The organism is Paenibacillus sp. J22P90 (assembly GCF_059692195.1).
The window spans coordinates 688,556-701,650 of record NZ_JCAUAY010000002.1 but is presented as its reverse complement, the minus strand read 5'-3'; the positions used below and the strand labels follow the sequence as shown (position 1 = coordinate 701,650).

Below are 13,095 nucleotides of genomic sequence, written 5' to 3'. Positions count from 1 at the left end.
GTTGGATTCAAGGCAATGCCTAATACGATTCAGGGGGAAAAACAAGCATGCATTCAAAATCTAAAAAAGCAGTAAGCGTAAGTATGACGGTTGCCTTAACGGCAGTAATGGTCAGCGCATGTGCAGAGAAGAGCGCTTCGCCAAGCCCGAGTGCAGCATCAACAGCAGCTACAGCAACAGCAACACAGCCTACAGCGGCTGCAACGAGCAAGCCGGTTAACATTTCTTTATGGGCGGAGCTAAATGTGAATGCCGCAGCCGTTCTAAGTGATTTGAATAGTACGGCATCGGTTCAGGAATGGTCGAAGAAAACGAACGCGACATTTAAATTCCAGCATCCACCAGCGGGCGCTAATGATGCTTTCGGTTTGATGCTTGCTAGCGGCGAATTACCAGATGTCATCTTCCAGAACTGGAGTTGGATCCCTGGAGGTCTAGCGAAATTGAAAGCAGAAGGTCAAATCATTGCACTGAATGACTTGATCGACAAGAATGCCCCGAATTTGAAGAAGCTATTGAACGACAATCCGGAAGTTATGAAGCAGCTTAAATCCGATAACGGCGAAATTTATGCCATTCCTCACTTGCGAGTGGGTCCAAATGGCAAATATAAAACGTTCAGCGGCTTGATCCTCCGTCAGGATTGGTTGGATGAGCTAGGACTGCAAAGACCTGAAACGATTCAAGAATGGGAAACCGTGCTAACAGCGTTTAAAGAAAAGAAAGGTGCAAAAGCGCCATTCACAACGGATAAGGGGCAGCTTCTTGGCTACAATGACTTCCTTGGGGCCTATGGCATCGGGATGGAATTCTATGTGAATAATGGTACCGTCAAATATGGTTCCATTGAACCACAATTTAAAGAATATCTGACTACAATGAAAAAATGGTACGATACAGGGCTGATTGATAAAGATTTCCTGACGAACGATACGAAAACGAAAGACGCGAACATGACAAGCGGTAAGGCTGGCGCATTATACGGATTTATTGGAGGGGCAATCGGTAACTATACAACAGCTTTGACAAAGGATAATCCTAAAGCGAAGCTTGTAGCTGCTCAATATCCTGTTATGAAAAAAGGAGATCAACCTTCCTTTATTAACCGCAACTGGGATTGGGATTCCTATGGCGGTGCGATTTCCAAGTCGAATAAAAACCCTGCAGAAACCGTTAAGGCATTAGATTATCTGTTCAGCCCTGAGGGCTCCCTATTGAAAAACTTCGGGGTTGAAGGTCAAACCTACAAGATGGTAAACGGCCAGCCGGTGTATACAGATCTTATTATGAAAAACCCAGATAAACTGCCAATCAGCCAAGCGATGGCAAAGTATTTCCAAGCTAGCTATCCGTTCATTGGGAATGACGATGATCGCTATAATGACCAGCAATATACCTTGGAAAGCCAAACAGAAGCATTGAAGATTTTCTCGAAATATGCGGATAACGCGACCAAAGTATTGATGCCTCCTGTTAGCTTTACAGCAGATGAGTCCAATCAATTGGCGAAAATCGTTGCGAATGCCAAAACATACCGTGATGAAATGGTTGTGAAGATCATTCTTGGTGCAGAACCGCTTTCTTCCATTGACAAAATGGTAGATCAACTGAAAAAGATGGACATCGAAAAGGCAATCAAAATCAATCAAGACGCTTTGAACCGTTACAACAAACGTTAATCCAGGAAGATGAAATAGGGGAGCTGCTCCCCTATTTCTTTTAAAGAGAAGGAGGTGGAGGCACGATGAACCTACTGCAGCTGTTTTGGCGTGATTTGCGCATACATAGAACGATTTATTTGATGACGCTGCCCGTCATTTTGTATTACATCATCTTTAAGTACGTCCCAATGGGAGGCGCCATTATTGCCTTCAAGGACTACAATATTTCCAAAGGGATTTTGGGCAGTCCTTGGGCTGGTTTCAAGCACTTTCAGGAATTTTTTGAGAGCTTTTATTTCTGGCGATTGATTCGTAATACGGTTTTGATCGGCTTCTACGATCTAGTTTTTGGCTTTCCGGCTCCTATTATTTTGGCGCTTCTGTTGAACGAAATACGCAATTCCTTATTCAAAAAATTGGTGCAGACGTTCTCCTATTTGCCGCATTTTATTTCGCTTGTTGTCATTTGTGGTTTCATCATCGAATTTACTAGCCGAAATGGCTTTATAAACACGATACTATCGTGGTTTGGCGGAACTCCAAGCCCCTTACTTGCAGATGCAGACAATTTCCGAGCGATCTATGTGATTTCGAATATCTGGCAGGAGATTGGATGGGCTTCGATTATTTATTTGGCCGCATTAAGCGGGATTAATCCTGAACTCTATGAGGCAGCTAAAATGGACGGTGCAGGCAGGCTGAAGCAAGCCATGCATGTGACGATTCCAGCTATCCTGCCTGTTATTTCTATTCTGTTGATCTTGAAGCTGGGCAGCCTGCTAGAGATCGGATTCGAAAAAATTATTTTGCTCTATAACCCGGCAACCTACGAAACAGCGGACGTCATTTCATCCTTCGTCTATCGCATGGGGGTAGGGCAGCGCGATTACAGCTTCACGAGTGCAGTCGGCCTGTTTCAATCCGTCATCAATTTTATTATGTTGATCAGCGCGAATACGATGACTAGAAGAATAACCGGCAACAGTCTTTGGTAGAAAGGAGGACCCCCATGAAACGAACGAAGCCAGAGCTTCTGTTTGATACCGGCAATACGATTGCCATGCTGCTATTAATTGTCGTAACGCTTTATCCTTTTTATCATGTGCTGATGGCCTCACTTAGCGATTCCAAAGAACTGATATCCCACACGGGATTGATATTTGCCCCTCTTGACTTCAATACAGGCGCTTATAAAATGGTGTTGCGCAATCCCAATATCCTAACCGGCTATGGGAATACGCTGCTGATCGTTATTTCTGGAACGGCGATCAATATCGTGATGACGATTATTGCGGGGTACGCACTCTCCCGAGATTTCATGCTCAAAAATTCGATCATGCTGATGATCGTGTTTACGATGTTTTTCAGCGGTGGACTGATTCCGAATTTCCTGCTTGTGAATAACGTCCTCCACATGGGTGGAACGTACTGGGCATTAATCTTGCCAGGGGCGATCAACACGTGGAATTTCATAGTTATGCGAACATCATTCCGCGGTATTCCTGAAAGTCTCATGGAGTCGGCACGGATGGATGGCGCGGGTGAGTTTAAGATTTTGATCAAAATTGTCGTGCCGTTGTCTATGCCGGTTATTTCAGTCATGCTTCTTTATTATGGTGTGGCTCATTGGAATTCTTGGTTTTCTGCGCTTCTTTATTTACGGGAACGTACGATGTATCCCTTGCAGCTTATTTTGCGGGAAATTCTCATCCTGAATAATACCGAATCCACGGCCATTGGTACTGCGCAAGGCGATCAGGAAGCGATTGGAGAGAGCATTAAGTACGCGACCATCATGGTTGCGACACTGCCGATTATCCTTGTTTATCCGATGCTGCAAAAGTATTTCGTCAAGGGAGTCATGGTCGGCGCAATCAAAGAATGATCTTGCGAGTCCAACATATTCCATACTACAATAACAGGACTACATGAAGACCGGGGGCATCGCCATGAAGAAAAGAAACGGCATATTTCTGATTTGGTTCGTTTCTTATTTGCTGGTTTTATCTATACCACTATTGTTCTTTATCGTCTTTCAGTTTAAAAGTCAACGACTTCTGGAATCGGAAATTAAACGCTCGAATGACGCTTTATTGACGCAAGTGCAGCAAAGTATGGACAACCAGCTTAATGATATAAGCCGTTTAAGTACGCAATTGATGAACGATCCCCGGATCAACTATTTTCTGCGCAATGTGAACGACACCGATTCACACTGGAAATTAACAGCGGCAGATCTGATCTCCAGCTTCTCAAACATCAAGATCGCGAACGGAGCTATCTCTGATTTCTATATGTATGTCAACGGTACGGATATCGGCTTAACGACGTCAACCATGAATCAGGGCAATCTCTTGTATGCCAATTACCATCAGTCTAGTGGTATGACCATGGATGCGTGGTTCGCGTTAATGGCGAAGCGTGAGAATGGCACGTTTATTAACCTGGGAAAAAATGTGCAATCAGGCACACAGCTTGTGTATTTAAAAAGTTTGGCCTTTCCCTATTTCGATAGGGATGCTGTGAAACTGGTCGTCCTGTTGAATAATGAACGGATGCTGAAGGCGATCTCCAATGTGAAATTGACGGGAGACACGACTGTGATCATCATGGATGGCGAACAGCACGTTGTGATGTCCACAGATCCCTCATGGTCGGAAACGGATTCCGGACGTCCTCTTTCCCATTTTGACAGCCTCGCTGGCTCTATGAAATCGAACTGGAATGGGAAGAATGTCACCGTTTCTTATTTGAAATCAGATAAAACGAGTTGGACCTACCTGACGGTTGTTCCTACGGAAGTTTATGAATCTGGGATGGCAACATTGCGGACGTGGATGGGGTGGTACATTGTGCTGTGCATCGGCATTGGTGGAGCGGCAGCCTACTGGATCACGCGCAGAAATTACCGTCCAATCGGCAGTATGGTGGATTTCGTATCCGACAAGGTTAAAATCAATTTGGAACAATCGAAGAATGAATTCTCCCTTTTACAAGACTATATGCAAGAAAGTGTGACTAGACAGGACGAGTCGGACCGAAGATTGAGTGAGCAGCACCAGACGATGCGTGGGAATTTCCTAGTTCGAATGTTGCGGGGCAAGATGGATGCGAATCCTGTTCTTACCCACGCGCTGGAGAGGTATGAATTCCGTTTCGAAAGCGATATGTTCATGGTGCTTTTAGTTCAACTAGAGGACTTTGAAGGACTGTTTCGGACGCAAGTAGAGCCAGAGCAGCGAGATCAATTTGTTCACCTCATTGTGACGAATATTATGGAAGAGATGATCAACCGGCATCATCAATCCTATTCGGTAGAAATTGAAGGCAAGTTAGCCTTTCTCGTCAATGTTAGCGGGCAGGCGGACCTTGCTAAGCAAATCACCTTGCAGGCTGTAAAAGAAGCGCAGCAGTTTATTCAAGAAAAATTTTGCATTAAATGCTCGATTGCGATCAGTGATCCTCATATGAATTGGAATGGTATTGCAACGGCGTACCAAGAAGCTTTGGAAGCAATTGAATATAAATTTATTCTGGGACAAAATCAAACGATCTCTTATGACATGATCAAACGTCCGAAGGAAGAGCTGTACTATCCGATGGATGTCGAGAGACAGCTGATCAGTCACATTACGATCGGAAATTATGATGAGGCTGCTGAGGTTGTGCAGCACGTGCTGAGCACGAATTTCTCAGGCGGGACCTTGTCCATCCAATGGGGAAAATGTTTGATGTTCGAGCTGATCGGCACAATGCTGAAGGCTGTGGAACAAATTAAGTTTAGTTCTAAAGAAATTGAACTGGAGAAAATGGATTTGTTCCGGAGCATGGTTCAGTGTGAAACGATTGCTGAGATTGAAGCGGAAATTATGTCTTTTCTAACTACAGTCTGTGTCTATTTGCAATCGAAGAAAAAGAGCCATAATACCGATTTGAGGGATGAAATCCGCCAATACGTCATGGAAAATCTGCATGATAATAACCTCAGCCTGACCATGATCTCGGTGCAATTTAATATTAACCCATCTTACTTGTCTCGTTTTTTCAAGGAACAGTTCGGTGAAAATCTCATCGACTTCATTAGTACACAACGTATCGAGCATGCGAAAATGCTGCTTCGCGATGGCAATATGACCATTAATGAGGTGCTGGAGAAGGCTGGATTTGCCAATAACAATACGTTTACGCGCGTTTTCAGACGCTATGAAAATATGACACCGAGCCAATACAAGCAAATGTTCACAAATGTCTAGAGGGGAGCAATCTGGATGAACTTGCAGGAGCGTAGGGCGCAATTTGAACAGACGAAGCAGATTTACGAGAGATCAACGTTAGCGTTTCATGGGGTGGATGGATTTGATGTGTATAATATCTCCATTCCGTTTGAAAGTTCGGGCAAGAAATACCTTTTCGGCCGGGTCGAACGACGCGAGGAGTGGGCACGCTCTTGGGTACGGCTTTTTGAAGAGGCCGGTAAGGATACATGGTCACTCGTACCAAATAGTATGATTTATACTTTAGAAGATCCGTATGTGAGTAAGGTTGGCGACCAGCTTGTGCTCGGAGGCACCCATGTGCAATATGTACATGGCCAACTCAGCACATATTATGGTTATTTCTATCGGGGAACGGAGCTCGACAATTTATATTATTTCACCACGGGTCCCAAAAAGATGAAAGATATTCGCTTAGTGGAGTTGAACGATGGACGCATTGGCGTCTTCTCACGGCCACGGGGTGAAGATATGCGTGAGAAGTACGGCAGTGAATCGATGATTGGATTTACGATCATTGACAGCTTGGATGATTTGTCTCCAGAAGTTATTGAGAATGCCCCTTATCTACCTGGCCTATTTGGATTGGATGAATGGGGCGGAGTGAACCAAGTATACGCTTTGGACAGCGGAAAATTGGGCATCATCGGGCATGTTAGCTACAAGGATCAGGATGCTAGCGGTGAAGAGTTGTTGGTCTACTTGAATATGTCTTTCGTTATTGACCCGGAGACACGTGAAGTGATGAATTACCAACTCATTGGAAGCCGTAACTGTTATCCACCCGGACCAGCGAAAGTGTCCAACCTGATAGATTGTGTATTTACATCGGGAATCGTCATGAGAGAAGACGGGAAAGCGGATCTGTACAGCGGCTTGGGCGATTGTGAGACGGGGCGGATTACGATTGATTACCCGTTTGCTGGGCATGGCAATATGTAATGATATGAACACGGAATCCCAGCGGGGGTTTCGTGTTTTTTGTTAACCCCCACATGAAAATAGCTTACTTTTGTGCTAACACCTCGTATTATTATGCATTCATTTTCCGTTTTTCACATTTTACAATAGTGTAAATCGCAAATTGTGGAAGGGGAATATAGATGAATCACGCGGTATTAGCTAAACCGACGGAGCAGCAGCGCAGGTGGCAAGACATGGAGTTGGGGATGTTTTGTCATTTTGGCATCAATACATTTTGTGATCAGGAGTGGGGGGAAGGAACGGATTCGCCGGAGTTGTTCAACCCTACTCAGTTTGATGCTCTTCAATGGATCCGCGTTGCCAAACAAGCGGGATTTAAATACTTGATTTTAACCGCAAAGCACCATGATGGCTTCTGTTTATGGCCAACGAAAACAACCGACTATTCCGTCAAATCGAGTCCTTGGCGAAATGGGGAAGGGGATGTTGTTCGTGAGGTTGCCGATGCGTGTGAGCAGGAGGGGATCCGTTTTGGCATCTATGTATCTCCGTGGGACCGACATGAGACTTGTTATCAAGATAAGGAGGCGTATGACGATTTTTACGCCGAACAGCTTACTGAATTGCTGACGCAGTACGGCCCGCTTATGGAAGTTTGGTTCGATGGAGCCGGTTCTACAGGCAGGGAATACGACTGGAGACGCATTATGGGATTAGTAAAGCAATATCAGCCGGATGCCATGGTTTTCAACATGGGCGCACCAACGATTCGGTGGGTAGGCAATGAGGATGGCGTCGCGCCGTATCCGTGTTGGAATACAGCTGAATCGGCTAAGCTTAGTATGTTTACGAACGAGATGGCGTCATGGCTGCCAGAGACACCAGCATGGGTGCCGGCTGAGTGCGATGTGCCGATCCGAAAAGATCGCTGGTTCTGGCATCCGAATGACGAGCACACACTGCGGACGCTAGATAACTTGCTCGATATTTATTATCGATCTGTTGGACATGGCTGCACACTTTTGCTAAATTTGGCTCCCGATAACCGGGGACTCTTACCTGAGATCGACGTTGATCGGTTGCTTGAACTCTCTGACGAAATCAAGAGAAGATTCTCAAATCCGATTGACCAAACGGAAGGGGAGGGAGATTCCATTGACCTTTTGTTTGATGAGGAAACCGAGGTCAATCATGTCATCTTAATGGAAGAGATAGCCGAAGGTGAGCGCGTTCGTGCTTATGTGCTTGAGGCCGAGCAGCAAGGGCAATGGATTGAGCTGGTCCAGGGCAGCGCAATAGGCCATAAAAAGATTGACCGCTTCGAAACGATCCGAACTAAGCAGTTGCGGTTAAGGGTGAAGGCTAGCGTAGAGAAAGCGCTGATTCGAAGCTTTGCTGCATATGACACTCGAAAGGAAGAGTCCAAATGAAGCTGTTATATCACAGTCCAGCTAAAGAATGGACAGAAGCGCTCCCCATTGGCAACGGTCGAATGGGAGCGATGATTTTTGGGGGAATCGAAAAAGAAATCATACAATTAAATGAAGATACGCTCTGGTCGGGGGGACCGAAAGATGGGAACAATCCTCGTGCCAAAGAAGTACTGCCGGAGGTGCGTCGTCTCTTAGCGGAAGAGAGATATGCGGAGGCTGATCTCTTGTGTAAGGAGATGTTGGGGCCGTACACGCAATCGTATTTGCCTTTAGGTGATCTCACCATTGCATTTGAGCACGGAGATGTCGCGCATTCATATCGCCGAGAACTGGATTTGCAGCAAGGGATATCCTGCGTCGCGTACAAGGTCGGCAATGTTCAATACACAAGGGAGATATTCGCTTCCTATCCCAATCAGGTTATTGCTATCCGACTGCAGTCCAGCCATGCCGGGGCGTTAAATTTTACCGCGCGTTTGGATAGCCAGCTGCGTGTTCGCATGGTAAATGAGAATGATCAATGGATCATTCGTGGAAAGGCGCCAGTGCAGGTGGCGCCAAGCTATTATCGGGTTGACCAACCCATCGTATATGAAGGGGAAGAAGATGGTGAGGCGATGTCCTTCGAAGGTCGACTAGCGATTGTGCTGGATGACGGTTCCATTCATGCAGATCAAGCTGGTCTACATGTTCACGGAGCCACGAATGTGACACTATACTTCAGTGCGGCTACGAGCTTTAATGGCTTTGATCGTTCACCCGGCAGAGAGGGCAAGGATCCATGCGCGATCGCGAAAGCTTACTTGGATGACGCGATGCAGCATACGTATCACAAGCTTCGTGTCGCACATGTCGAGGACTATCGCAGCTTGTTCGATCGCGTGAGCATTCATCTGGGGGAGACACTAAGTCCTGCAGATCTGCCGACCGACCAACGAATTACCGAATTTGGTGCCAAGGATCCGGGATTAGTCGAGCTATTATTCCAGTTCGGTCGTTATTTGATGATCGCGAGTTCGCGCGCAGGCACACAGCCAGCGAACCTGCAGGGTATTTGGAATAAAGAGACGAGACCGCCGTGGAGCAGCAATTATACCTTGAACATCAATACGGAGATGAACTATTGGCTTGCAGAAACTAGCAATTTAGCAGAATGTCATCAACCGTTGCTAGATTTTATAGGGCAATTGTCGGTAAACGGTAAGCGTACCGCGGAGATCAATTACGGTGCCCGTGGATGGACAGCGCATCATAATTCAGACATTTGGGCACAAAGCGCACCCGTAGGCGATTACGGACATGGCGACCCGGTCTGGGCTTTCTGGCCGATGGGCGGCGTCTGGCTTTGTCAGCATCTCTGGGAACATTACGCATTTGGCAGAGACAAGGCATATCTAACTGAGAAGGCGTATCCGATCATGAAGGAGGCTGCTCTGTTTTGTTTGGATTGGCTCATCGAGGATCAGGACGGATATTTGGTCACAGCCCCTTCCACGTCGCCGGAACATAAATTTGTCACTAGGGATGGTAAGAAAGCGGCTGTAAGCCCAGCATCGACGATGGACTTATCCTTGATCTGGGATTTGTTTACGAATTGTATTGAAGCTGCTGAAATATTGCACGTCGATGAGGATTTCAGATCCGAGCTCGAATTGGCGAAAAGTAAGCTATTACCGCTGGAAATTGGGCAGTATGGCCAGCTTCAGGAATGGTATCGGGATTTTGAGGATGAGGACGTGCATCATCGTCACGTCTCTCATTTGTTCGGCGTATATCCGGGACGCCAGCTGAATGAAGAGGTTACGCCCGACTTGTTTACAGCGGCGCGCACGTCTTTAGAGCGGCGCGGAGACGAGGGGACGGGCTGGAGTCTCGGCTGGAAAATTAGCTTATGGGCCCGTTTCCAAGACGGTAATCGCGCGCAGCGGCTCATCTCGAACATGCTGCAGCTCGTGAAGCCGGACAACTGGAAACCGCAAAAGGGCGGCGTTTACGCCAATCTATTTGGCGCGCATCCGCCATTCCAAATCGACGGCAATTTCGCCGCTACGGCCGGCATAACGGAAATGCTGCTGCAGTCGCATAAAGGGTTTCTGCACTTGCTGCCAGCGCTTCCCGAAACGTGGGCTTCTGGCTCTGTAAGTGGATTGCGAGCGCGTGGAGGGTTCACCGTCAGTCTGCGCTGGGACAGCGGCATACTGAGCGAAGTGGAGATCGAATCTATGAACGGCGAAACGTGTGCGATTTATTCTCGAGTACCGTTGCAGGTGTTGGATGAGACTGGTGGTCCAGTGACGTTGATTAGAGCAGAACAGTCAGGCTGCATATCGTTCGTAACGATTGTGGGATCCAAGTATAAGATCGTACCGATAACCGTTTCATAAGACGGTAATGATTCGAATGCTCTGATGTTTACATGTTTTTTACACTTTATGGGAAAACCAAGAAGGATTTCTTTTCAGGCATCTTTTCAGGCTACCCATACAGGTTAGGAGTGAACACCATGAGCGTGCAAACATTACAGAAATCTTTGATGATCCTACCGGATTTAAAGGACAAGGTGGCTTTGATTACCGGAGCAGGATCTGGTATTGGGCGCGCTGCAGCCATAATGCTGGCGCAACAAGGAATGAAAGTATGCCTTGTGGATTTGAAAGACGAACGGCTTGAGCAAACAAAGCAAGAGATTGAAAGCACCGGCGGCGAGGCGATCACTGTCGACATCGACATCTCTGATCCGAACCGAGTTGAACAAGCGTTCGAGCAAACGGCGAAAACGTGGGGACCGATCCATTTTGTCTTTGCGAATGCGGGCATTAATGGGGTTTTGGCGCCGATCGAAAACATGAAGCCAGAGGATTGGGATCGTACGCTTAACGTCAATCTAAAAGGAACTTTCCTTTGTGTTAAATATGCAATTCCTCATATGAAAGAAGCGGGTGGCAGCATCGTCATCACGAGCTCCATTAACGGAAGTCGCGCCTTCTCAGGTTTTGGGATGACGGCCTATAGCTCATCCAAAGCAGCGCAAGTTGCCTTTGCAAAAATGGCCGCCTTAGAATTGGCCCAATACAAAATACGCGTCAACGCCATCTGCCCGGGCTCCATTAAGACCAATATTGGAGAAAATACGAAACCGACGCCGGAGCTTGAGAAGATAAAAATTCCAGTTAAGTACCCTGAGGGTAGCCAACCATTGGAACACGCGCCTGGACAGCCTGAACAAGTTGCCAATCTGGTTGCTTTCCTTGCCTCAGACGCTTCCAACCATATAACCGGCACGGAATTATTCATTGACGGTGCCGAATCACTGCTGTAAGTAAGTGAGCCAGGATCCCACTGAAATAAAGGGCCCTGGCCTCCTTTATTTTGCACGCTTTTCCAAAAATTAAGAGTCCGAATAAAGGGTTTTGCCCTTAAAAGACGAATAAAACCTAAATCATTTGTTTGAATTAGGGGACTTTTACATATGGAAATGAACGCGTATTTAATAGATACTTTGATGAACTTAACTTCCGATGGTATTGTCATCATGGATGCTAGTGGAGTTGTTATTGAGGTTAATAAAAAATTCGAAGAGTTGCATGGCAGGACCAGAGATGAGCTTATCGGAAAAGCATGGCCGATGGCTCCTTATGATCAACACGGCAATGTGACGATGTCACCTGTGAAAAATTCAGAAGGAATGGTTATCGGTTTTGTTGGTGTGGAAAGGGACCTTCGTGACAAGAAGCAGGAAACCAAGGAGCTTGAAGAAAGAGAAAAACAATACAGCCGGCTTCTTAAACTAAATCCTGAACCTATTGCTCTGCATAAGAATGGTGTCATCGAGTTTGTGAACGATGCTTGTTGTAAGCTTTTTGGCGGTGCACCAGAAGATTTCATAGGAAGATCCATCTTTGAATTTTTTAATCCAAGCGATAAGGAAATCGTTGTAGCCAGACTTCAGCAGGTGATGCAGACGGATGCGGACGGCTATAGTGAATTTATCGAGAGGAAGATTCAAAAGTTAGACGGCACATTTCTCGATGTGGAAATATCGTCTATTTATGTGTATAAAAATATCGGCAATCCTGTCGTACAGAGCGTAATTCGTGATCTCACGGAGCGTAAAAAATCGGAAGAAACGATTATTCGGTCTGAAAAGCTGTCGCTCATTGGTCAATTGGCAGCAGGCATAGCTCATGATATCCGTAATCCATTGACCTCCCTGAAGGGGTTTGTACATTTACTTAAATCTAAAAATACAGAATATGTAGATGTGATGATGGAAGAGCTTGAACATATTAATTATGTCGTCAATGAATTTATGATGCTAGCCAAACCGCATTTGAATTATTTCGTAGAGAGTAAGACGTTAGAGCTTGTTCAAAGTGTCATTAGTTTTTTACAACCCCATTTGCTGCTCTATAACGTTCAAATTCAAATAGATCGAGAGCAAGAAATCCCTGTTATTTATTGTATTCCAGACCAGATCAAGCAAGTGTTAATTAATATTTTGAAAAATGCGATAGAGTCCATGGTCCATGGAGGCGTCATCCATATCTCATTCAGACATGATTCCGAGCAAGATTTAGTGATCAGCGTCAAAGATCAAGGTGTTGGCATTTCGGAAGAAAGGTTAACCCAGTTAGGGGAGCCGTTCTTCACTACGAAAGCGAATGGAACTGGTCTAGGGCTGATGGTTTGCAAACGGATTGTCGAAGGACATGGAGGCAAATTATCCATTCAGAGTAAAATGAATGTGGGTACGACGGTTGAGATCGAACTGCCTTTGAATAAAAGCGAGCAGCATGTCTAAAT

The 13,095-nt window shown here is 45.9% G+C and carries 9 protein-coding genes; all 9 read left to right on the top strand.

The window, feature by feature from the left end:
• Positions 1-47 precede the first annotated feature (47 nt).
• A complete protein-coding gene (locus AC58UX_RS07925) occupies positions 48-1,679 on the top strand; it encodes a type 2 periplasmic-binding domain-containing protein (protein ID WP_497251193.1) in 1,632 nt (543 codons plus the stop codon).
• Positions 1,680-1,744: 65 nt separating this feature from the next.
• Positions 1,745-2,656: an ABC transporter permease gene (locus AC58UX_RS07920; RefSeq protein WP_497251191.1), complete on the top strand. Its 912-nt coding sequence runs from the start codon at positions 1,745-1,747 to the stop codon at positions 2,654-2,656.
• 14 nt (positions 2,657-2,670) lie between these two features.
• The gene (locus tag AC58UX_RS07915) at positions 2,671-3,546 is read left to right on the top strand and encodes a carbohydrate ABC transporter permease (protein WP_497251189.1); all 876 of its coding nucleotides are present in this window, start codon (positions 2,671-2,673) and stop codon (positions 3,544-3,546) included.
• Positions 3,547-3,610: 64 nt separating this feature from the next.
• Positions 3,611-5,914, top strand: a complete 2,304-nt coding sequence (locus AC58UX_RS07910) for a helix-turn-helix domain-containing protein (RefSeq protein WP_497251187.1) — start codon at positions 3,611-3,613, stop codon at positions 5,912-5,914.
• 15 nt (positions 5,915-5,929) lie between these two features.
• Positions 5,930-6,877, top strand: coding sequence for an MTP-1 family protein (locus tag AC58UX_RS07905; RefSeq protein WP_497251185.1), 948 nt, complete (start codon positions 5,930-5,932; stop codon positions 6,875-6,877).
• A gap of 161 nt (positions 6,878-7,038) precedes the next feature.
• Entirely contained in the window at positions 7,039-8,289 is a 1,251-nt protein-coding gene (locus tag AC58UX_RS07900; protein ID WP_497251183.1) for an alpha-L-fucosidase, read from the top strand.
• Positions 8,286-10,676, top strand: coding sequence for a glycoside hydrolase family 95 protein (locus tag AC58UX_RS07895; RefSeq protein WP_497251181.1), 2,391 nt, complete (start codon positions 8,286-8,288; stop codon positions 10,674-10,676). Before AC58UX_RS07900 ends, AC58UX_RS07895 begins: the two co-directional genes overlap by 4 nt.
• 119 nt (positions 10,677-10,795) lie before the next feature.
• A complete protein-coding gene (locus tag AC58UX_RS07890; protein ID WP_497251179.1) occupies positions 10,796-11,611 on the top strand; it encodes an SDR family oxidoreductase in 816 nt (271 codons plus the stop codon).
• 150 nt (positions 11,612-11,761) lie between these two features.
• Positions 11,762-13,093 (top strand): PAS domain S-box protein, encoded by a 1,332-nt coding sequence (locus AC58UX_RS07885; protein WP_497251177.1) that lies wholly within the window; start codon positions 11,762-11,764, stop codon positions 13,091-13,093.
• Positions 13,094-13,095: the final 2 nt, after the last annotated feature.

What these genes read in the sequence shown, in the direction of transcription:
- AC58UX_RS07925 (WP_497251193.1), top strand. Translation starts at nt 48, where the DNA reads ATGCATTCAAAATCTAAAAAAGCAGTAAGCGTAAGTATGACGGTTGCC.
- AC58UX_RS07920 (WP_497251191.1), top strand. Translation starts at nt 1,745, where the DNA reads ATGAACCTACTGCAGCTGTTTTGGCGTGATTTGCGCATACATAGAACG.
- AC58UX_RS07915 (WP_497251189.1), top strand. Translation starts at nt 2,671, where the DNA reads ATGAAACGAACGAAGCCAGAGCTTCTGTTTGATACCGGCAATACGATT.
- AC58UX_RS07910 (WP_497251187.1), top strand. Translation starts at nt 3,611, where the DNA reads ATGAAGAAAAGAAACGGCATATTTCTGATTTGGTTCGTTTCTTATTTG.
- AC58UX_RS07905 (WP_497251185.1), top strand. Translation starts at nt 5,930, where the DNA reads ATGAACTTGCAGGAGCGTAGGGCGCAATTTGAACAGACGAAGCAGATT.
- AC58UX_RS07900 (WP_497251183.1), top strand. Translation starts at nt 7,039, where the DNA reads ATGAATCACGCGGTATTAGCTAAACCGACGGAGCAGCAGCGCAGGTGG.
- AC58UX_RS07895 (WP_497251181.1), top strand. Translation starts at nt 8,286, where the DNA reads ATGAAGCTGTTATATCACAGTCCAGCTAAAGAATGGACAGAAGCGCTC.
- AC58UX_RS07890 (WP_497251179.1), top strand. Translation starts at nt 10,796, where the DNA reads ATGAGCGTGCAAACATTACAGAAATCTTTGATGATCCTACCGGATTTA.
- AC58UX_RS07885 (WP_497251177.1), top strand. Translation starts at nt 11,762, where the DNA reads ATGGAAATGAACGCGTATTTAATAGATACTTTGATGAACTTAACTTCC.